A 19,756-nucleotide genomic window follows, 5' to 3' on the forward strand; every position below is an offset into this window, starting at 1 on the left:
CCCGCGTGTCGCTCCAGCTCAGCGCAGGTGGCGGCGGGAATCCGCGCCCTGGACCGTGATCCCGCGGGCGTCGAGCAGCTCCAGCAACGGCACCGCCGCCCGGCGGGTCGTGTCCAGGGCGCGCCGGGCCTCGCTGACCGTGAACGGCTGCGGCAGCGTCACCAGCGCCTCCGCCGCGCGGGCCGGCGCGTCCGGACCGAGGAACACACCCTCCCCGATCCGGACCAGCCGTCCCGCCCGCACCGCCGCCGCCAGCTCGCGCTGGCCCAATCCCAGTTCCGCGAGCTCGTCGGCCTCGGGAGCGCGGAACGGATGTGCCCGGAACCGCTGGTCCAGCCGCCCCAGTGCCGACAGCACCCGCGCCGGCAGCCCCGCACCCGGGCGCCGCACGGTCCCTTCGGTGATCTCCAGCCCCGTGCCGTCCAGCGCGGCCGGCACCAGCTCGGCCGCGGGCAGGCCCACCGCCTGCCGCAGCGCCTCCACCGGCATCCCGGCCGCCACCTGATGATGAGATGACCACTCGTCGAACCGCGACAGGGCCTTCTCGCGCGCCCGGGTGAGCGCGTCGTAGTCCACGACCCACTCGCCGATCCGCTTGCCGGCCAACGGAAAGCCCATCGCGCGCAGCTCGCTCGCACGCGCGATCGGCGGTGGCGGCACCCGCCCGGACGCCAGCTCCGCCGCCCGCTCCCGCGCGGCCCCGCGACGCCCCAGCGGCGGCGGCCGCACGTCCAGCACCGTGATCCCGGCCGCGATCCGGTGCTCGCCCGGGTCCCGCAGCAGCCCGGTGTCCCCGATCCGCAGCGGCAACGCCACGCGCAGCCGCAACCGCGCCGCGTCCGTCCCGAGTGGACGGACGTGCACCGGTACCGCCGCCGCGCCCAGGTGCAGCACCAGCTCCCGGTGCAACTCCCCCTGCGCGCGCACCGCCACGTCCACCTCCGACGTGTGCACCCACGCGCCGGGCGTCAGCAACGCGTCCCCGCGCCGCACCCGGTCCCGGTCCACGCCACGCAGGTTCACCGCGACCCGCGCCACCGCGGTCACCTCGGTCTCCGTCTCCCCGAGCGACTGCAGGCCACGCACGCTCACCCGCTCGCCGCCCAGCTCCAGCTCGTCCCCGGCGCGCAGGGTGCCGCCCGCGAGCGTCCCGGTCACCACCGTCCCGGCGCCGCGGACAGTGAACGCCCGGTCCACCCACAGCCGCACGTCCGCCGCCGGATCCGGCGCGGGCAGCCGGTCGACCAGCGTGCACAGCGCCCGCCGCACCGGCGCGAGGTCGCCGCCGCGCCCGATCGACACCGCGTCGACCCGGCCCAGCACCGCCAGGTGGGAAAGCGCTTCCTCCGCCGCCGGCCCCGGGTCGGCGAGGTCGGCCTTCGTCACGACCAGCAGGGCGTGCCGGACGCCGAGCGCCGCCAGCGCCGCCCGGTGCTCGGCCGACTGCGGCATCCACCCCTCGTTCGCGGCGACCACGAACACCACGGCCGGCACCGGTCCGACCCCGGCGAGCATGTTCGGCACGAACCGCTCGTGCCCGGGCACGTCGACGAACGCCAGCCGCCGCCCGTCGATCTCCGTCCACGCGAACCCCAGCTCGATCGTCAGCCCCCGCCGCTGCTCCTCCGCCAGCCGGTCGGGCCAGGTGCCGGTGAGCCGCTCGACCAGCGTCGACTTGCCGTGGTCGACGTGCCCCGCGGTCGCTACGACGTACACGCGCGCACCGCCGCGAGCAGCAGTTCGTCCTCGTCCGGGCCGACCGTGCGCAGGTCCAGCAGGCACCGGCCGTGCTCGACGCGGCCCACCACCGACGGCGTCCCGGTCCGCAGCGGCTCCGCGCACGACTCGGGCAGGCTCACCGCGACCGACGGCAGCTCCACCCCGGGCGCCCCGCCACCACCGACCGCCGCCCGGCAGGACACCACGCTCGCGCCGGGAATCCGCGCGGCCAGCGCTTCCGCCCGGCGGCGCAGCTCCGCGACATCGGCGACCAGTGCCCGCGCGACCGGCGGTTCCGGCCCGCGCAGGGTCGCCTCCAGCGCGGCGAGGGTCAGCTTGTCGACCCGCAGCGCCCGGGCGGCGGGATGGCGGCGCAACCGCTCCACCAGGCCGGCCGAGCCCAGCAGCAACCCGGCCTGCGGGCCGCCGAGGAGCTTGTCCCCGCTCGCGGTCACCAGATCGGCGCCGTCGCGCAGGGCGGTGGTCGCGTCCGGTTCGTCCGGCAGGACCGGGTGCGGCGCCAGCAGCCCGGACCCGATGTCGACGACCAGCGGCGCCTCCAGCGTGGCGAGCTCACGCACCGACGCCTCCGCGGTGAAGCCGGTGACCCGGAAGTTCGACGGGTGCACCTTGAGCACGAACCCGGTGTCCGGGCCGAGCGCGGCCGCGTAGTCGCGCAGGCTCGTCCGGTTCGTCGTGCCGACCTCGCGCAGCCGCGCGCCGGTGGACGCCAGCAGTTCGGGGATGCGGAACCCGTCGCCGATCTCGACCAGCTCGCCGCGGCTGATCACGATCTCCCTGCCGGGCGCGAGCGCGAGCGCGGCCAGGAGCAGGGCGGCGGCGTTGTTGTTCACCACGTGCACCCCGCCCGCGGCCGGCACCGCGTCGGCGAGCGCGGCCAGCGCACCGCGGCCACGGCGCGCGCGGCGGCCGGTCGCGAGGTCGAACTCGACGTCGGTGCTCCGCCCGGCCGTGACCACCGCGTCCAGCGCGGCCCGCGACAACGGCGCCCGGCCCAGGTTGGTGTGCACGACGACGCCGGTCGCGTTGACCACCGGCCGCAGCGTGGTCGCTGCCACCGGCAGCGCCGCGATGGCCTGCTCGGCGACCTGTTCCGGCTCGATCTCCCCGGCGCGGGCCCGGTCCTGCGCCGCCACCACCGCGGCCTTGACCAGGGCGCGGCCGAGCACGCGCTCCGCCTCGGCCAGGCGCGGGTGCGCGAGCAGCACGTCGGTTCGCGGCACGCGGCGACGGGGGTCCGCCACTCCTCGCTCCTCCCTGGGTGGCGGAGGCGGACGGGAATCGAACCCGCCAGCGACAGCGCCTGCCGCTCAACGGTTTTGAAGACCGCGCCGGCCACCAGACCGGATACGCCTCCCTGCGGGATACCCCATGATCGCAACTTCGCGCGGCCGCCGCAGCGCGAAGGCGGCACGATGAGGGCATGGGCCATCGACTCACGCAGTACGCGCACGGCGGCGGGTGCGCGTGCAAGATCCCGCCCGGGGAGCTGGAGGACGTGGTGCGCGGGCTGGTCGGCAGGCGGCCGTCCGATCCGGTGGGCGAACTGGTGGTCGGCCTGGACGACGGGGACGACGCCGCCGCGGTGCGGATCTCCGATGGGCTCGCGCTGATCGCCACCACCGACTTCTTCACCCCGGTGGTCGACGACGCCTACGACTGGGGGCGCATCGCGGCGGCCAACGCGCTGTCCGACGTCTACGCGATGGGCGGCCGCCCGGTCGTGGCGGTCAACCTGCTGGGCTGGCCGCGGGAGGTGCTGCCGTTCGAGCTGGCGGCCGAGGCGCTGCGTGGCGGGGCGGACATCTGCGCCGACGCCGGCTGCCACCTCGCCGGCGGGCACAGCGTCGACGACCCGGAGCCGAAGTACGGGCTCGCGGTGACCGGCGTCGGCGACCCGGACCGCCTGCTGCGCAACGATTCCGCCCGGCCGGGGATGGCGTTGTCGCTGACCAAGCCGCTGGGCATCGGTGTGCTGAACTCCCGGCACAAGGTGACCGGCGAGCGTTTCCCCGCGGCCATCGACGTGATGACCACCCTCAACGCCCCGGCCGCCCGGGCCGCGCTCGACGCCGGTATCCCGGCCGCGACCGACGTGACCGGCTTCGGCCTGCTCGGGCACCTGTACAAGATGGCGCGCGCCAGCGGGGTGACCGCCGTCGTGGACGCCGCCGTGGTGTCCTATGTGGAGGGAGCACGGGCGGCGCTGGCGGCGGGTTACGTCAGCGGCGGCACGCGGCGCAACCTCGACTGGGTCCGGCCGCACACCGACCTGTCCGCGGTGCGCGAGGAGGAGGCCCTGCTGCTGGCCGACGCCCAGACCTCGGGCGGCCTCCTGCTGGCCGGCGAGATCCCGGGCGCCCCGGTGATCGGCGAGTTCGTCCCCCGCGGGGAGCACGTCGTGGTGGTGCGCTGATCTAGTCTGATCGCCGTGGGGGACGACGGGCTGATCGCGAACGTCCTGGTGACCGACGACGCGCGCGAGCTGCTCGCCGCCGAGCGGATCCCGGTGCGGGAGGCGCACGAGGCGCTGGCCGGGGACCCGGAGCTGCGGGAACGGCTGGACACCGAACGCGCCACCTTCCTGCGCGACCCTGCCTTCGAAGGCGTGATCGCGTCGCGCCTGCCCGGGCACCGGCCGGCCGACCTCCGGCTCGCCGCCGCCTTCGCCGTGGTGTTCGGCTACCACCTGCTGCTGGTCCGCGCGTGGCCGAACCTGCCGTGGGGGTTCGCCGTGTTCGGGGTCGCCGCTTACCTCGCCGTGCTGGCGATCGCCTGCCGCATCGGGTACCGCTGGATCGCGCCGCTGCGGCGGCTGTTCCGCCGCGTCGGCACACTGCCGGTGGAGGACCTCTGGCGCGTGTACGCGGTCGAGCGGATCGTGTGGCCGGCCCTGGTCCGGTTCGTCGAGGAGAAGCGGACTCCGCCGGACAGCACCGAGTTCACCTACCGCGCGGTCGACGGTCTGCACGCCGAATCCCCCACCGCGACCCCGGTGATCACGGGCGCCGGGGAGCGGTTGCGCACCGCCGTCGCGCGGTCGGCGACCGGGGCGATCGCGCTGACCGGGCACCGCGGCGTGGGCAAGACCACCGCGATCCGGTTCGTCGCCGACGGGGTGCTCGGTGATCCGGACCGGCCGCCGCTCGCGGTGATCGCCTCCGCGCCCGCCCGCTACGACGCCCGCGACTTCGTCCTGTACCTGCACGCCCTGCTGTGCAAGGAGGTCATCACCCGCACCCACGGCACCGGCCGGCCGCGACGCTGGGCGACCTTCGCGCGCCTGGTGGCCCCGGTCCGGCGGCGGGAGCGGGCCGCGCAGCTGGTCCGCTCCCTGCTCGCCCACCTCGTGGCCATCGCGGTGCCGGTGCTGCTCGGGGCGTGGGCGTGGGGCCGGCCACCGCTGCGGTTCGTCACCGATCCGCCCCCGCTGTTCACCGGCCTGACCGGCTGGCGGATCGCCGTCCTGGTGCTCGCCGCGCTGGTCGCGCTCGTGGTCGTGGTGGACCTCGCCGCGTCGGTGTGGCGGACGGCGCGCGGGCTGCGTCCGGCGCGGCGGGCCGACCCGCTGCTGCGCGAGCTGCGGGCGGTCGCCGGGCAGCAGCTGCGCCGCATCCGGTTCCTGCAGACCTACACCACCGGCTGGTCCGGCAAGCTCACCCTGCCGCTCAAGGGCGAGGCCGGCTGGACCCGCTCCACGCAGAGCGCCGAGCAGCAGCTCAGCTACCCGGAGGTGGTCGACGAGTTCCGCGCCTTCGCCGAGTACGCGGCCGGCGTGCTGCGGGCCGCGCACGTGACCGACCGGCTGGTGATCGCGATCGACGAGCTGGACAAGATCGCCGAGCCGGAGAAGGCCCAGGAGCTGATCAACGACATCAAGGGCGTCTTCGACGTGCCCGGCTGCCTGTTCCTGGTGTCGGTGTCCGACGACGCGATCGTCTCGTTCGAGCGCCGCGGCATCCCGGCGCGGGACGCGTTCGACAGTGCGTTCTCCGAGATGGTCCGGCTGGACAACTTCACGCCGGACGACACGCGCGCCTGGATCAGCCGCCGCGTGCCCGGGTTGCCGGAGCAGTTCGTCTGCCTGTGCCACTGCCTGTCCGGCGGCCTGCCCCGCGACCTGCGGCGCACCGTCGTCGAACTGCTCGACCTCCCCGCCGGACAGCCGTTGAGCGCCGTCGTCGAGCTGCTGGTCCGGCGCGAGCTGGACCGCAAGGCACACGCGTTCACCGGAGCCGCGCGCACCGTCGAGCCCTCGCCCGAGCGGTCGAGCCTGATCGCGGACCTGGTGCGCATCCCGGCCGTGCGCGGGCCCGGCGAACTGCGTGCGCTGGCGGCGAGGATCACCTCGGGCGAGGGTCTGGCGGCGCTGCGCGCGCAGGCCGCCGCGTACCTGCTGTTCAGCGCGACGATCCTGGAGGTGTTCACCGACGACCTCACCCGTGACCGGCTGTACGGCGTGCCCGGCGGCGAGCCGCAGCTGCTCGCGCTGGCCCGGCAGCAGATGGCGTTCGACCCGCGGGTGTCGATGGACCTGCTCGCCTCGGTCCGCGCCGCCCGCGGGCTCGCGGTGGAATAGCGCCTGCTCGCCGGGGGTTTCACGAGGTATGGCCGACCTAGCCGAAGAAGTCCTGAAAGCCGCGAAGACCATCGCCGTGGTGGGGCTGAGCCGCGACCCGGCGAAGGCCGCGCACTCGGTCCCGGCCGCGATGCAGGCCGCCGGATTCCGGGTGATCCCGGTCCACCCCTCGGCGGACGAGCTCCTGGGCGAGAAGGTCTACCGGACCCTGGCCGACATCCCGGAACCGGTGGACCTCGTCGACGTGTTCCGGCCGTCGCGCGAGGCACCCGGCGTGGCGGAGCAGGCGGTCGCCATCGGGGCGAAGACGCTGTGGCTGCAGCAGGGCATCGTGTCGGCGGAGGCCCGGCGCATCGCCGAGGCCGGCGGGCTGAACTACGTCGAGGACCGGTGCATCGCGGTGGTCCGCGCCCTCGGCCGCATCCGGAAGTGACTCACGCGCACCGCGCGGTCAGCCCGCCGTCCACCGGCAGGCACACCCCGTTGACGTAGGCCGCCTCGTCCGAGGCGAGGAACACCGCCGCGGCGGCCACGTGCCACGGGCTGCCCATCCGTCCCGTCGGGCTGGCCGCGTGCCGCCGCGCCAGCTCAGCGGGGTCGGCCGCGATGCCACGCGTCACCAGGGGCGTCTCGATCAGGCCGGGCAGGATCGCGTTCACCCGGATCCCGCTCGCGGCGTAGTGCAGCGCCAGCGACACCGTCAGCTGGTTCACCGCCGCCTTCGCCGCGCTGTAGGCCGGGTAGACGTAACCGGTGTCCCGGATCGAGGCGATCGACGAGACGTTCACGATCGCGCCGCCGCCGGCCGCGAGCATCCGCGGCACCACGTACTTGCAGGTCAGGAACACCGGCCGGAGGTTCACCGCCAGCGCGGCGTCCCACTCCGGCAGGGACAGGTCCACCACGTCCCCCACCCGGGTGGCGCCGACGTTGTTGTGCAGCACCGACGGCGGCCCCAGCACCGAGGCGGCCTCGACGGCAGCGGCGACCTGCGCTTCGTCCGTGACGTCCGCGGTCAGCGCCACGGCCGAACCGCCAGCCGCCGCGATGTCCGCGGCCGTGCGCTCCGCCTCCGTGGCGCGGATGTCGATCGCCGCGACCCGCGCCCCCTCCCGCGCGAACGCGAGCGCCGCCGCCTTGCCGTTGCTCATCCCGTCGCCGCTGGAGCCCGCGCCGAAGACGAGCGCCACCTTGCCGTCCAGTCTCCCCATGCGCCGCAGTATCGGCACGCCACCGGCCCACCGGGAACCGCCGGGCGTCGAAGATCGCCCGGCGGCCGTTCCGAAAACCAGAGAAACGGGCTGGTGGATCATGTATCCATGGTCGAGAGCGAACTGCAGCGGAAGGTCGACGCGCTCGCCGAAGCCCTCGGCCGGTCGGTGGCGATCAACGATCCGTCGGTCCGGCTGCTCTGCGCGAGCAGGCACTTCGGCGACGAGGACGCCGTGCGGGTGCGGGCGATGCTGCAGCGCAGCGCGGGCAGCGAGGCGATCGGTCACATCCTCGCGCAGGGGGTGACCCGCTGGACCGGCCCCGGCGTCATCCCGCCACGCCCCGACCTGGACATGCTCGCCCGCGTCAGCATGCCGCTGCGCTGGCGCGGCACCCTGCTCGGCCTGCTGATGGTCATCGACCCGGACGGCTCGCTCACCGCCGCCGACCTGGCGGCGATCAAGGCCGCCGCCGAACCCATGGCCGCCCTGCTGTACCGGGACTTCCTCGTCGCCGACTCCGAACGCGCGGCCCGCGAGGACAACCTCCGCAAGCTGCTCAGCGGCGAGCCGGCCGACCGTGCCGGCCTCGCGCACGACTCCGCGACGGTGCTGATCGCCGAGGTCATCGACGGGGAGAGCGCCTGGACCGAGGTCGCCCTGCGCACCGCGCTGGAGGCCGCCACCCGTGGGCGCGAACCGTCCTTCTACGTCTCCGGTCACCAGGGCGTGCTGCTGGGCGGCGGCGATCCGGAGATGATCGTCCGGCAGGTTCAGGACGTGCTCGGCGGCTCCGCCCGCTGCGTGGCCGGCATCGGCAGCGGCAGCAGGCCCTGGACAGCCCGGGACCGCGCCGCCACCGCCGTCCGGGCCGCCGCGACGCTGCCCCGGTTCGGCGGCATCGCGCGCTGGGAGGACCTCGGCGCCTACGCGACACTCCTGCAGATCCCCGCCCCGGCCCGCGCCCAGCTGCCGGAACCGCTGCTCGACCTGCTCGCGCAGGACACCAGCGGCCGGCTGGTGGAAACCCTCGCCGCCTACCTCGACCACGCCGGGTCGAGCCTGGACACCGCCGCCGCGCTGCACATCCACCGCACGTCGCTGTACTACCGGCTGCACCGGATCGAGGAGATCACCGGGCTCGACCTCGGCGACGGGGAGCACCGCCTCACCCTGCACCTCGGCCTGCGACTGCTCCCCCTGGTGCGGGACTGACCTGGCCGTTTCGACAGGATGAGGAAAGACGGCCGGCAAAACCCGACCACCGTAGGTCGTCAGCGGGCGGGGTGGCACCGATACTCCGACCCGGATCACCAGGCCCCGAAGGAGCAGCCGATGAGTACCGCCGCGCAGACGTCCGCCGCCCCGGTGTCGGCCTCGCGCATCGCTGTCGCCAGCTTCATCGGCACGGCCATCGAGTTCTACGACTTCTACCTCTACGGCACGGCCGCGGCGCTGGTGTTCGGGCACCAGTTCTTCCCGACGTTCTCCGCGCTCGCCGGCACGCTGGCGGCGTTCGCGACCTTCGGCGTCGGGTTCATCGCGCGACCGGTCGGCGCGGTGGTGTTCGGGCACTTCGGCGACCGGGTCGGGCGCAAGGCGATGCTCGTCGCGTCGCTGCTGGTCATGGGCACCGGCACGGTCGCCATCGGGGTGCTGCCGACCTACGGCGCGATCGGCATCGGCGCGCCGATCCTGCTCGTGCTGTGCCGGTTCCTGCAGGGCTTCGGCCTCGGCGGCGAATGGGGTGGCGAGGTGCTGCTGGCCACCGAGTACGCGCCGCGCAACCGCCGCGGGCTGTGGTCGAGCTTCCCGCAGATGGGCCCGGCGATCGGGTTCATCATCGCCGGCGGCGCGTTCCTGGTGCTGGGCCAGACGATGTCGCAGGAGTCGTTCGACGACTGGGGCTGGCGGATCCCGTTCCTGGCCAGCTCGCTGCTGATCGTCATCGGCTACTACATCCGGATGAAGATCGCGGAGACGCCGGTCTTCGAGCGCGCGATGGCCGAGCACGACAAGGCGAAGGTGCCGATCGTCGAGGTCGTGCAGCGGCAGCCGAAGACGTTGTTCCTGAGCACGTGCGCGTTCATCCTGGCGCACACGCTCTTCTACACGATCACCACGTTCTCGCTGTCCTACGGCACGACGGTGCTGGAGCTGGACAAGAACATGCTGCTGATCTGCGCGATGATCAGCGCGCTGGTGATGGGCCTGGCGACCCCGCTGCTCGCCACGTGGTCGGACCGGGTCGGCCGGCGCCGGGTGTGCCTGGGCGCCGCGGTGCTCGCGGTGGTGTGGGCGTTCCCGATGTTCGCGTTGATCAACACGGGCGAGCCGGTGCTGATCGCGCTCGCGATGGCCGTCGGGATGATCGCGTTCGCCGCGTTGTTCGCGCCGATGGGCGCGTTCCTGCCGGAGCTGTTCGCGACCCGCTACCGCTACACCGGCGCGTCGATCGCGTACAACGCCAGCGGCGTGATCGGCGGCGGGGTGAGCCCGATCCTGGCCACGCAGCTCATCGCCTCGACGGGTTCGTCCCTGCCGGTTTCCGGGTACGTCGCGCTGATCGCGGTGATCTGCGCGGTGTGCGTCTGGTTCCTGCGCGAGACCCGGGGCACCGAACTCGAGTGAGATCGACGCGCGTTGTTCGCCCGGGTGTTGCCTGACGGTCGGCGCCGCCACACGCGGAACGGACAAAGTGCGCCACATGTCTGACATCACTCGAAGGGGTGCACTTGGTCTCGCCGGCGCGGGTGCGGTGACGCTGATGACCGCGAACGGGGCGCAGGCCCGGACCGACGAGGCGGTCATCGGCCGCGCGTCCGGCGACACCCTGCACGTGACCACGTTCAACATCCGCCTGGACACCAAGGCCGCGCCGGGCACGCCGGACTCGTGGACCGACCGGCGGCCGGTGATCGCGCGGTTCCTGGAGATCGAGCAGCCGACCGTGCTGGGCATCCAGGAGGGCCTGTACCACCAGGTCAAGCAGATCGCGGCCGACCTGCCCAAGCACTACGAGTGGATCGGGCTGGGCCGTGAGGGCGGTGGGCGCGGCGAGTTCATGAGCATCTACTACGACACCCGCCGCGTCGAGCCGATCGACTTCGACCACTTCTGGCTGTCCGACACGCCGTACGTGATCGGGTCGAAGACCTGGGGCAACAACGTGGTGCGCATGGTGACCTGGGTGCGGTTCCGGGATGCCCGCACCGGCAAGGAGTTCGTGCACGTCAACACGCACTTCGACCACCAGTCGGAGAACGCGCGGCAGCGCAGCGCGGCCCTGGTGCGCGACCGGATCGCCGGCTTCGACCCGGCGCTGCCGGTGGTGCTGACCGGCGACTTCAACACCCCGGCGGACTCGGTGTCGTACCGGACGCTGGTCGAGAGCGGGCTGTCCGACACGTGGCGCACCGCCGCGAAGCAGCTGACGCCGGAGTGGGGCACGTTCCCGAACTACCGCGAGCCGGTGCTGGGCGCCAACCGCATCGACTGGGTCCTGGCGAACTCGCGGGTGTCGGTCCTGGCGGCGGCGATCAACACGTTCCGCGTGGACGGCCGCTACCCGTCCGACCACGTGCCGGTGCAGGCGCTGGTGCGGCTGCGCTGAGGCTGGTGGGCGCTGCACGGACCGCGCAGCGCCCACCACTTCAGCCCGCCGTCTCCCGCGGCGCCATCTCCGAGATGATGCCGAGCTGCTGCAACGCGCCCAGCAGGTCGTAGTTGACCCACATCTCGACCAGGCGGTCGTCGGCCCACTTGCCGCACATCATGCCGGTCATCACGTACGTCTTGCCGGTGGCGGGCAGGCCGCGGAACTCCGCCCGCGACGTGCCGCCCACCGTGAACCGCATCGCGCACAGGTCGCCGTCGACGAGCACGTCGTGGATGTCCATGTGCAGGTCGGGGTTGGCCGTGCGCAGGTCGCTGACCTGGCGCTTGAACCCGGCCACCCCGTCCACCTCGAAGTTCGGATCGTGGAACGTGCAGTGCGGCGCGCAGAGGTCTTCGCAGGCGTCGAGCTCGCCCTGGTTCCACATCAGGTCCAGCACGCGGCGCAAGCGCTCCCGCCGCTCGTCGGAAGTCATCGAGCTGCCTCCTTCCGGCCACGCCCGAGCGGGCGGCGCCCGCTGACTCCTGCCGCGGCCGCGTCCCGCAGTGGACACCCGCGGCGCGCATGGCGGCCAGAGGATTTGGGCTCTTCATCGCCCCACCCGGGCGGTGGTGTCCGATGCGGCGCACGGCCAGCGCCAGTGGCCCGAGGCTGTGGGTGGCCGGGCTGAGCACCCACGCCCAGCGCCCGACCACCACTTTCCGCGTCGCGGGTCGCTTCCGCATGGCACCTCCGCTCGGGCCCGGCCAGTGCCGGAAGTCGCCCCGCCGGCGGGCGGTGTTACCCGGTGCCCGTGGGTGCCTCGACCCGCTCCCGGGCCCGTGCGGTGCGCTGTCGTGCCTCCGCCATCCGGCGTTCCGCGACCCGGTCCGCCGCCGTGGCAGGCGGCAAGCCCTCCTCGTCGGCCAGTTCCAGCACGTACCGCGTCGCTTCGAAGATCTTCGCGGCGCGGCGTTTGGCCCGCTGGAAGGTGAACCCGTGCAACTCGTCCGCCACCTGGATGACCCCGCCGGCGTTCACCACGTAGTCCGGCGCGTACAGCACGCCGCGATCGTGCAGCTCCTTCGCGATTGCCGGCTCGGCGAGCTGGTTGTTGGCCGCGCCGCAGACGATCTCCGAACCCAGCAGTCCCACCGCCTGTTCGTCGAGGACCCCGCCCAGGGCGCAGGGTGCGAAGATGTCCGCCTTCGTGCGCATGAGGGCAGGCCCGTCGACCGCGGCGCGGATCTCGGGACGAGCCAGGCGCAGGCGCCGCACCGCCTCGAAGTCGCCGTCGTGGACGACCACCCGCGCGCCCTGCTCGACGAGGAGTTTGGCCAGCAGCGACCCGACTTTGCCGACACCCGAGACCGCGATCCGCAGCCCCTTCACCGACGGCGTGCCCCACCGGTACTCGGCGCACGCGAGCATCGCTCGGTAGACCCCGAACGCCGTCAGCACCGACGAATCGCCGGCACCACCGTCGGCTCGTGAGCGGCCGAGGACGTAATGCGACTCCTGAGCTGCGACGTCCATGTCCCGCACTGTGGTGCCGACATCGCAGGCGGTGATGTACGTGCCGTGCAGAGACTCGACGAACCGGCCGTACGAACGCAGGAGGGCGTCTGACTTGTCCACTCGCGGGTCGCCGATGATCACGGCCTTGCCGCCACCGTGGGGAAGCCCGGCCACGGCGTTCTTGTAGGCCATGCCCTTGGCCAGCTCGAGAACGTCGGCCAGCGCGGCTTCCTCCGACGGGTACGGGTGGAACCTGGTCCCGCCCAACGCCGGTCCGAGCGCGGTCGAATAGATGGCGATGATCGCCCGCAACCCCGACTCGCTGTCCTGGCAGAACACCACCTGCTCGTGTCCTGACCGACGTTCGAACACGCCCTGGTGCATCCGACCTCCCCGGCTAGCAACCGGCCTGCGCCAGCAACCGCTTGGCCCGGTCGATGATCGGTTTGCCGACGATCTGGTTGTCCACGGCCTTGATCGAGCCACCGCTGTCCGCGGCGGCGAGAACCCGGCGGGCCCACTCGATCGCCTCGGGCGAGGGCGTGAAGACCGCGTTGACCACGTCGACCTGCCTGGGGTGCAGACAGACCTTGCCGGTGAAGCCCAGCTCCGCCGCATGTGTCGCGTCGGCGGTGATCACGTCCCGGTCGGTGAGGTCGAGCGTCGCGCCGTCGATGGGGGGCACGATCCCGGCGGCCGCGGACCCGAGCACGACCTGCGCGCGGGCGTGGACCAGCGACGCCTGGTGCGCCGGGTCCAACCCCAGCTCACTCCCGAGATCGGCGTTCCCGAACGCGGCCCGGACCACGCCTGGCACGGAGCAGATCGACTGCGCGTTGAGCACTCCCGCCGCGGTCTCCAGGATCGCGATCACGCACGAACCAGGCGCGAGCGCGCGGACCAGGTCGACCACCTGACCGGGGTGGGTGATCTTCGGCAGCATCACCGCTGCCTGCCGCTCCGCGAGCATCGCGACGTCGTCGGAGTACCAGGAGGTGTCGGCGTCGTTGATCCGGACGATGCCCTGTCCGCCACCGGCGAGCCACTCGGCGACGTTCTTGCGCGCGACGGGCTTCTCGTCGGGACCGACCGCGTCCTCCAGGTCGAGGACGATGGTGTCGGCGGTGGTCGCGGCCGCCTTGTCGAAGCGGTCCGGCCGGTGGCCAGGCACGAACAGCACCGATCGCGCCCGTGCGAGGGATTCGGACATCGCCGTCATGACACAACCTCCGTCGGGATTTCCGTTGATACCGAAGAATGTCATCGCGAGATTTCCGCGGGCCATGGAGTCGAGTTTCGTTCCACCGACTCCGAGCGCGTCACCGCAGCTCGAACACCCAGAGTCGGCCACGGTGAATTCAACCGACACATTCCGGGAAATGTCGGCCGTCGATTTTCGCGAACGTTTCCCGGAACCGATTTCAACCGATCCGCCCGACGCGTCCGACCGCAACGCGGCTTGTCCCACCACGTGTCGCGCACCTACCATCGTTTCAATAGACGGCATGATCAGTTCGCTGACCGGTTCGAAGGGGTTTGCCGATGAACGAGCACCGAGACAGGGACTTCTCGGCGGATTTCGGCCGGATCGCCTCCGCGCGCACCATCCTGTTCGTACCCGGCGATCGCCCGGACCGGTTCGGCAAGGCCGCGACCAGCGGCGCGGACGGCATCGTCCTCGACCTGGAGGACGCCGTCGCACCCGGCCGCAAGGACGAGGCCAGGGAGAACGTCCGGCAATGGCGGGCCACGGGCGGGCCGGGCCTGGTACGCGTGAACGACGCGACGAGCCCTTGGTACGAGGACGACGTCGCCGCCCTCAAGGACGGGCCCTGCTCGGTCGTGCTGCCCAAGGCCACGGGACCGGACCAGGTCCGCGACCTGATCGATCGCCTGCCGGAGGGTTCCTGCGTGGTGCCAACGCTGGAAACGGCCGCGGGCATCCTCGAGGCACGGGCGATCTGCTCGGTGCCGGGAGTCGTCCGCGTCGCGTTCGGCAACGGGGATCTCGCGCAGGAGCTGGGCGTCGACCACGGCGATCATCTCGGGCTGGCGCACGCTCGGTCGGCCGTCGTCCTCGCGTCTGCCGCGGCGGGGGTCGCACCCCCGCTCGACGGCGTCACTATCGCCATCCGGGACGAACGCAAGCTCGTCGAGGACACCCGGCACGCCGCGCGGCTCGGCTTCACCGGCCGGATGTGCATCCACCCGGCCCAGATCTCCGTGATCCACGAGGTCCTCGCCCCGACCGAGGAGGCCCTCGCGTGGGCGCGCGGAGTGCTCGAATCGGCCACCGACGGCGCGAGCACCGATTTGCACGGCAACATGATCGACAAGCCGATCGTCGAACGTGCCCGGCGCCTGCTCGAACACGGCTGAGCCGCCCCTGGTGTCCCGCCGGTGAGCGAGGTCACCCTCGTTTGCCCCGCCCGCCTCCGTACGGCATTTTTACGGGCGGCGCGCCGGGAAGTCTGGTCGGCACACCCGTCCCCAGCAGGGCCGGGCGGTAGGTCGACGGCAGGAGTGGCTCGGTGGTGCTCGTCAGGATTCCGGCAAGGACCTGGGACCCCGCTGGTCGCGTCGGATCCGGGTGCTCTCGCGGCGGCCCGGTTGCTGGGGCTGGCTCCGCGCCAGGCGGTGCGCGGTGACCGTGCTCGCGATCGCCGTGTTCGCGGTGGCGTACCTGCTCATCGCGACGGAACGCATCCCGAAGACGGCCGCGGCGCTGGGCTTCGCCGGGATCGTGCTGGCGGCCGGCGTGGTCGGCTCGGACGAGGCGTTCTACTCGCACGACACCGGCGTCGACTGGGACGTCATCTTCCTGCTGCTCGGGATGATGATCATCGTCGGGATCCTGCGCCGCACCGGTGCCTTCGAGTTCACCGCGATCTGGGCGGTCAAGCGCGCGCGGGGCTCGCCGCTGCGGGTGATGGTCCTGCTGGTGCTGCTCACGGCCGTGGCGTCGGCGTTCCTGGACAACGTCACCACCGTCCTGTTGATCGCGCCGGTGACGCTGCTGGTCTGCGACCGGCTCGGGATCAACCCGGTGCCGTTCCTGATCGCGGAGGTGTTCGCGTCGAACATCGGCGGCGCCGCGACGCTGATCGGCGATCCGCCGAACATCATCATCGGCAGCCGGGCCGGGCTGACGTTCAACGACTTCCTCGTCCACATGGCGCCGATCGTGGTGGTCGAGGTCGCCGTGTTGGCACTGGTGCTGCGGTGGCTGTTCCGTGGCTCGTTCGACGCCGACGCGCAGCGCATCGCCGAGGTGATGACCCTCGACGAGCGCGAAGCCATCCGTGACAAGCGGCTGCTGGTCAAGTGCGGCGTCGTGCTGGCGCTGGTGTTCGCCGGCTTCATCGGGCACTCGGTGTTCCACCTGGACCCGTCGGTCGTGGCGCTGCTGGGTGCCGGGATCCTCGTGCTGGTCTCGGGCAGCCGGCCGAAGGACTACCTGGCCGCGGTCGAGTGGGAGACGCTGCTGTTCTTCGCGGGCCTGTTCATCATGATCGGAGCGCTCGTGCACACCGGCGTGATCGGCCACCTGGCGCGACTCGCGGCGGACGCGACCGGCGGGCGGGCCCTGCTGGCCGTGATGCTGATCCTGGTGGTCTCCGCGGTGCTCTCCGGGATCATCGACAACATCCCCTACGTGGCGACGATGAGCCCGCTGGTCGCGGGCATGGTGGCGGACCTGCCGGACCCCGGGCAGGGCCAGGCGCTGTGGTGGGCGCTGGCGCTGGGCGCGGACTTCGGAGGCAACCTGACGGCGATCGGCGCCAGCGCGAACGTGGTGATGCTGGGAATCGCCGCGCGCGAGGGAACGCCCATCACGTTCTGGGAGTTCACCCGCAAGGGCGCGGTGGTCACGCTGATCACCGTCACCCTCGCGGCGCCGTACCTGTGGCTGCGGTACTTCCTGCTGGCGTGAGTCCGGGGTGCCCAAGCCAGCCGAGGCGAGCGAGACCGCGGGAATGCGTTTCGATCATCTGCTCCTGCCGGTGCCGGAGGGCCTGTCCTCGGCTGCGGAGCAGCGCGACCCGCTGCAGGCAGTCCTCGCCGCCACCGTGCGCACGTCCGTGGTCCCCCTGCTGACGCAGGGACGGTTGGCAACCTCGCCTCATCCACGGCGGTGCCTGCGGCAGGAAGGCACCAAGCCGGCAATCTGCAACAGCTCCACGTCGCACTCCGCGTCTCGCGCCGAAGATCGAAGAGGCCGAGATCGAACCTCTGACCGTCGACGACGCGATGGCGATCTTCGGCGTCGGCTCGCGGGCGGCGAAACGGCGTGCGCGGTGGGGCGAGGCCATCGGCACCGACAAACGACGAGCCGGCCGCCGCTTCGGTACCGGCCGGAACGAACCACTGAGACGGGCCCGGACCAGGGTGTTTCCCACCACAGGGGAACACCCTGGTCGGCCGGGGAGCCGACTAGGGGGCTCGAACCCCTGACCTGCTGTTTACAAGTGAGTATTCGTCTACCTGACGACGTATGACCGAGCATGACAGCAGAAGCGAACTTCGCAGGTAGGTTGCAAGATGCGGCTTCCGGGACACGCCCACTCATGACACGTGATGAGTACGTGTGTTGTCACACTGGTGAACACAATCGCCTGCCCTCGCGTAGGCATGGCGGAGACCTTGGCGACGCAGGGTCACAACTTCCCATGGATCACCTGACTTCGCTGGTCATCGCGTCTTACGTTGCTGCCTCCTCGCCACCAAGGAGACGCGATGCTGTACCTCGTTCGACGGCCCGACGGGCATGTCTATGCCCGCGACACCGACCTTGGCCTGTGCCGCTTCGCAGCCGACGGGCTGGGTTTGGGCGCGACGATCGAACAGCCCGACGGCGAAGTGATCTACCGCGTGACCGAGGAATCGCTGCACGACGACTACGACCTGTTCAACGAGTAGGGAGATCATTCATGGCCGAGAAGAAGGTCGAGACGCTGACGACCAAGCAGGTCGCTGAGGCGTTGGGCACCACGCCAAAGGAGCTTCGCGTGTTCCTCCGCGCGAGCGAGCACTACAGCAACGCCGGCTCCGGCGGCCGCTACGCGTTCGCACCCAAGGATGTGGGCCCGATGAAGACCCACTTCACCACGTGGAAGAAGGAGCGGGAGGAGGCGCGCCAGGCCGCGAGGGTTGCCGCCGAGCCTGAGGTTGAAGACGTCGCCGACGAGGCCGAAGACGTCGAGACGTCTGCTCCCGCACGTCGCGCACGCAAGACCGCCTGATCCACACCACGACAACTGGCGCCTTCGGGCGCCTTTTGTCAGAGACGGCTCGTTTGCTTGTGCAGACCGGCGCTGAGATCGTCCGTACGGCGGCTGCGATGCGACGAACGAGTGACGACACCAGCGAGCACGTGCAGAGGCGCCACAATCGCCCTCAGGTGTGGATGCGCACGTGCGACGATGACGCGATGATGTTTCGACGGCGTCTGACCAGCGCACATGTCCACGAGGCGGGTCACGTCGTCGCACACCTTGCCCTGGGCATCCCGTTCGAGTTCGTACAGGCTGGCCGCGAAGAGGGGTACGTGCGCCGTCGTAAAGATCACGGGGCGGACTCGCTCGACACAATCCGGACTTACCTCGCCGGTCCGATAGCCGAGTCGTTGTGCTCGGGCTTCGACGACCTCGAAGACTGCATGAAGATCTACGGGCGGCACGACCTTAAGCAGGCCGCGGAAATCCACCGCGAACTTGGGTGTGGACCGATCCCCCACGTCTTTCACGACACGATCAAGCTGGTGATAGGTCGAACCACGGAGCTGTTGACTGTGGCGCAAGTGCTGCGAGATCACCCGCGCGGGCTCACTTACGAGCAGGTCTTGACTCTGACGGGTCCGCGCTCGAAACGCTGGACGTGGTTTCGAGGCTGACAATGCCGCACGAGTCCCATTGCACCGGGAACAATGTTCCGTGCCGCCACTTGCCAGTTGTCTCGTCGAGCCAGCCATAGGGAAGCACCCGGCCGTACTCCCACGCCTCGTGGCGCGGATGTTCGCGCCGGACCCGCATCCCGGGTGTGGGCATCGCGGGCAGCATGATCACGGCCCCTCTAAGCAGGGCTGGCACGCACCGGCCGGTTCCCACTTCCGCCCAGCCCCGACGACGTACGTTGCCCCGCACGCGAAGCGCACGACCTCGCCGGGGAGGACCACTCCCTCAACAACGATGTGCTCGATACCGCCCACGACAGCCGTGGACGTCGGTCGCGCCAGCATCATGATTTCGCCCAATCGCATCTCGATTTCTCGAAATTTCATCGTACAACCACACGATTGGCGCAATCAACAGCACCGGCCTCTGTGTCATGCTCGGAGCACCCAGATCAACAGGAGGGCGACATGACCGAACCGGCCAAGCTCAACGAGCCGTTGGGCGAGCTGACGTTCCTCGGCAAGGACGCCGACAGCGTCGGCGGCAACTGTCCCAGCGTGTTCAAGACCAGTCGGGGCAGCTACGTCGTGCAGGGTTGGAAGATCAAGGATCCGGACGCAATGGCCCAGCTCAAGGCGGCCGGGATGCCCGACTGGGAAGACGCGGTGGAGATTCCCGCAAACCTTGTGCGCCTGTTCGACCATGGGTGAACGCTTGTCTGGCGAGGCGTGGACGAAGGCGTTCTCGTCGTTCACCCGCACGGCGTTTCGCTGGGAAGCGCAGGGGGTCTACCGCGAACCGTACGAGCAGGAACCCCTGCGACAGTTCCTCTCCGGTGAGGAACCGGACACCACGTTCGTACAGGGCTGGCTGGCCGAGGTTCGCGCGAACACAGCAGCCGGGCGACGGTACTCACGTGTCCGCGTCCTGACCGACCCTCTTACTGACTACCTACAGTTCGAGCTTGCCTTGACGCCACTCAACATCGCGGCAGGTGAGGACGTGCGCCTTATGCCCGAAGCACGCCGCCGTGAGTTGGACCTACCCGATCAGGATTTCTGGCTGTTCGATGACGAGTGGGTCGCCCTGATGCACTTCGGGCCTGAGGGGTTCGAGTACGCCGAGGTCATCCGCGATTTCCACACCGTGGCGAGATTTCGCGAAATTCGTGCTCTAGCATGGGAGGAGGCACGCCCGTTCGCAACGACCTGACGTAGGA

The 19,756-nt window shown here is 71.4% G+C and carries 19 protein-coding genes and 1 tRNA gene; 12 read left to right on the forward strand and 8 right to left on the reverse strand.

The features are described from left to right. Nucleotides 1–18: 18 nt before the first annotated feature. The 3 genes from D0D28_RS14255 to D0D28_RS14265 form a co-directional block, all read right to left on the reverse strand. Nucleotides 19–1,716: a SelB C-terminal domain-containing protein gene (locus D0D28_RS14255; RefSeq protein WP_116110886.1), complete on the reverse strand. Its 1,698-nt coding sequence runs from the start codon at nt 1,714–1,716 to the stop codon at nt 19–21. Continuing rightward, nucleotides 1,704–2,984, reverse strand: a complete 1,281-nt coding sequence (gene selA / locus D0D28_RS14260) for an L-seryl-tRNA(Sec) selenium transferase (protein ID WP_094005699.1) — start codon at nt 2,982–2,984, stop codon at nt 1,704–1,706. Before selA ends, D0D28_RS14255 begins: the two co-directional genes overlap by 13 nt. Before the next feature lie 18 nt (nt 2,985–3,002). Next, nucleotides 3,003–3,097, reverse strand: a tRNA-Sec gene (locus tag D0D28_RS14265). A 66-nt stretch (nt 3,098–3,163) separates the two neighbouring features. On the opposite strand from D0D28_RS14265, the gene selD reads away from it, so the two are divergent. From selD to D0D28_RS14280, 3 genes are read left to right on the forward strand one after another with little or no spacing between them, the layout of a single operon-like run. After that, on the forward strand, nt 3,164–4,156 hold the full coding sequence (selD, locus tag D0D28_RS14270; RefSeq protein ID WP_116110887.1) for a selenide, water dikinase SelD: 993 nt from the start codon (nt 3,164–3,166) through the stop codon (nt 4,154–4,156). A gap of 15 nt (nt 4,157–4,171) precedes the next feature. After that, nucleotides 4,172–6,319 carry a P-loop NTPase fold protein gene (locus tag D0D28_RS14275; protein ID WP_116110888.1) on the forward strand — a complete coding sequence of 716 codons (2,148 nt, stop codon included), beginning with the start codon at nt 4,172–4,174 and terminating at the stop codon, nt 6,317–6,319. Between the two features lie 28 nt (nt 6,320–6,347). Continuing rightward, nucleotides 6,348–6,752 (forward strand): CoA-binding protein, encoded by a 405-nt coding sequence (locus tag D0D28_RS14280; protein WP_116110889.1) that lies wholly within the window; start codon nt 6,348–6,350, stop codon nt 6,750–6,752. A 1-nt stretch (nt 6,753) separates the two neighbouring features. Here the strand turns inward: D0D28_RS14280 and D0D28_RS14285 are convergent, their stop codons facing one another. Further along, nucleotides 6,754–7,530 carry an SDR family NAD(P)-dependent oxidoreductase gene (locus D0D28_RS14285; RefSeq protein ID WP_094005695.1) on the reverse strand — a complete coding sequence of 259 codons (777 nt, stop codon included), beginning with the start codon at nt 7,528–7,530 and terminating at the stop codon, nt 6,754–6,756. Nucleotides 7,531–7,638: 108 nt separating this feature from the next. Here D0D28_RS14285 and D0D28_RS14290 point away from each other — a divergent pair, with 108 nt between their 5' ends. From D0D28_RS14290 to D0D28_RS14300, 3 genes are all read left to right on the forward strand, one after another. After that, nucleotides 7,639–8,745 (forward strand): PucR family transcriptional regulator, encoded by a 1,107-nt coding sequence (locus D0D28_RS14290; RefSeq protein ID WP_116110890.1) that lies wholly within the window; start codon nt 7,639–7,641, stop codon nt 8,743–8,745. A 120-nt stretch (nt 8,746–8,865) separates the two neighbouring features. Next, complete coding sequence (locus D0D28_RS14295; protein ID WP_116110891.1) at nt 8,866–10,161, forward strand: MFS transporter; 1,296 nt, start codon at nt 8,866–8,868, stop codon at nt 10,159–10,161. Between the two features lie 127 nt (nt 10,162–10,288). Next, complete coding sequence (locus tag D0D28_RS14300) at nt 10,289–11,143, forward strand: endonuclease/exonuclease/phosphatase family protein (RefSeq protein ID WP_205413265.1); 855 nt, start codon at nt 10,289–10,291, stop codon at nt 11,141–11,143. A gap of 40 nt (nt 11,144–11,183) precedes the next feature. Here the strand turns inward: D0D28_RS14300 and D0D28_RS14305 are convergent, their stop codons facing one another. From D0D28_RS14305 to D0D28_RS14315, 3 genes are all read right to left on the reverse strand, one after another. Next, nucleotides 11,184–11,621: an ester cyclase gene (locus tag D0D28_RS14305; RefSeq protein WP_116110893.1), complete on the reverse strand. Its 438-nt coding sequence runs from the start codon at nt 11,619–11,621 to the stop codon at nt 11,184–11,186. Nucleotides 11,622–11,926: 305 nt separating this feature from the next. Continuing rightward, complete coding sequence (locus tag D0D28_RS14310) at nt 11,927–13,027, reverse strand: Glu/Leu/Phe/Val family dehydrogenase (RefSeq protein ID WP_116110894.1); 1,101 nt, start codon at nt 13,025–13,027, stop codon at nt 11,927–11,929. Nucleotides 13,028–13,040: 13 nt separating this feature from the next. Further along, the gene (locus D0D28_RS14315) at nt 13,041–13,853 is read right to left on the reverse strand and encodes an HpcH/HpaI aldolase/citrate lyase family protein (protein WP_198958238.1); all 813 of its coding nucleotides are present in this window, start codon (nt 13,851–13,853) and stop codon (nt 13,041–13,043) included. Nucleotides 13,854–14,185: 332 nt separating this feature from the next. Between D0D28_RS14315 and D0D28_RS14320 the strand changes: the two genes are divergently transcribed. The 4 genes from D0D28_RS14320 to D0D28_RS14335 all read left to right on the forward strand — a co-directional run bounded on the left by D0D28_RS14320 (nt 14,186) and on the right by D0D28_RS14335 (nt 17,886). Next, nucleotides 14,186–15,022, forward strand: a complete 837-nt coding sequence (locus tag D0D28_RS14320) for an HpcH/HpaI aldolase/citrate lyase family protein (protein ID WP_116110895.1) — start codon at nt 14,186–14,188, stop codon at nt 15,020–15,022. Between the two features lie 265 nt (nt 15,023–15,287). Beyond that, nucleotides 15,288–16,577, forward strand: coding sequence for an SLC13 family permease (locus tag D0D28_RS14325; protein ID WP_116110896.1), 1,290 nt, complete (start codon nt 15,288–15,290; stop codon nt 16,575–16,577). 803 nt (nt 16,578–17,380) lie between these two features. Then, nucleotides 17,381–17,563: a hypothetical protein gene (locus D0D28_RS14330; protein WP_116110897.1), complete on the forward strand. Its 183-nt coding sequence runs from the start codon at nt 17,381–17,383 to the stop codon at nt 17,561–17,563. Nucleotides 17,564–17,574: 11 nt separating this feature from the next. Next, a complete protein-coding gene (locus D0D28_RS14335) occupies nt 17,575–17,886 on the forward strand; it encodes a hypothetical protein (protein ID WP_205413261.1) in 312 nt (103 codons plus the stop codon). A gap of 38 nt (nt 17,887–17,924) precedes the next feature. On the opposite strand, the gene D0D28_RS35630 is transcribed toward D0D28_RS14335, so the two are convergent. Continuing rightward, nucleotides 17,925–18,458: a hypothetical protein gene (locus tag D0D28_RS35630; RefSeq protein ID WP_162831061.1), complete on the reverse strand. Its 534-nt coding sequence runs from the start codon at nt 18,456–18,458 to the stop codon at nt 17,925–17,927. Between the two features lie 546 nt (nt 18,459–19,004). On the opposite strand from D0D28_RS35630, the gene D0D28_RS14350 reads away from it, so the two are divergent. Further along, the gene (locus tag D0D28_RS14350; RefSeq protein ID WP_116110900.1) at nt 19,005–19,247 is read left to right on the forward strand and encodes a hypothetical protein; all 243 of its coding nucleotides are present in this window, start codon (nt 19,005–19,007) and stop codon (nt 19,245–19,247) included. Then, a complete protein-coding gene (locus tag D0D28_RS14355) occupies nt 19,240–19,749 on the forward strand; it encodes a DUF6879 family protein (protein WP_116110901.1) in 510 nt (169 codons plus the stop codon). Before D0D28_RS14350 ends, D0D28_RS14355 begins: the two co-directional genes overlap by 8 nt. The last annotated feature ends 7 nt before the right edge of the window (nt 19,750–19,756 follow it).

Source organism: Amycolatopsis ruanii (assembly GCF_003385175.1).
GTDB classification, from domain to species: Bacteria; Actinomycetota; Actinomycetes; order Mycobacteriales; family Pseudonocardiaceae; genus Amycolatopsis_E; species Amycolatopsis_E thermalba.

What these genes read in the sequence shown, in the direction of transcription:
- D0D28_RS14280 (WP_116110889.1), top strand. Translation starts at nt 6,348, where the DNA reads ATGGCCGACCTAGCCGAAGAAGTCCTGAAAGCCGCGAAGACCATCGCC.
- selD (WP_116110887.1), top strand. Translation starts at nt 3,164, where the DNA reads ATGGGCCATCGACTCACGCAGTACGCGCACGGCGGCGGGTGCGCGTGC.
- D0D28_RS14305 (WP_116110893.1), bottom strand. Translation starts at nt 11,621, where the DNA reads ATGACTTCCGACGAGCGGCGGGAGCGCTTGCGCCGCGTGCTGGACCTG.
- D0D28_RS14315 (WP_198958238.1), bottom strand. Translation starts at nt 13,853, where the DNA reads ATGTCCGAATCCCTCGCACGGGCGCGATCGGTGCTGTTCGTGCCTGGC.
- D0D28_RS14355 (WP_116110901.1), top strand. Translation starts at nt 19,240, where the DNA reads ATGGGTGAACGCTTGTCTGGCGAGGCGTGGACGAAGGCGTTCTCGTCG.
- D0D28_RS14320 (WP_116110895.1), top strand. Translation starts at nt 14,186, where the DNA reads ATGAACGAGCACCGAGACAGGGACTTCTCGGCGGATTTCGGCCGGATC.
- D0D28_RS14290 (WP_116110890.1), top strand. Translation starts at nt 7,639, where the DNA reads ATGGTCGAGAGCGAACTGCAGCGGAAGGTCGACGCGCTCGCCGAAGCC.
- D0D28_RS14350 (WP_116110900.1), top strand. Translation starts at nt 19,005, where the DNA reads ATGACCGAACCGGCCAAGCTCAACGAGCCGTTGGGCGAGCTGACGTTC.
- D0D28_RS14310 (WP_116110894.1), bottom strand. Translation starts at nt 13,027, where the DNA reads ATGCACCAGGGCGTGTTCGAACGTCGGTCAGGACACGAGCAGGTGGTG.
- D0D28_RS14330 (WP_116110897.1), top strand. Translation starts at nt 17,381, where the DNA reads ATGCTGTACCTCGTTCGACGGCCCGACGGGCATGTCTATGCCCGCGAC.
- D0D28_RS14335 (WP_205413261.1), top strand. Translation starts at nt 17,575, where the DNA reads ATGGCCGAGAAGAAGGTCGAGACGCTGACGACCAAGCAGGTCGCTGAG.
- D0D28_RS14295 (WP_116110891.1), top strand. Translation starts at nt 8,866, where the DNA reads ATGAGTACCGCCGCGCAGACGTCCGCCGCCCCGGTGTCGGCCTCGCGC.
- D0D28_RS14285 (WP_094005695.1), bottom strand. Translation starts at nt 7,530, where the DNA reads ATGGGGAGACTGGACGGCAAGGTGGCGCTCGTCTTCGGCGCGGGCTCC.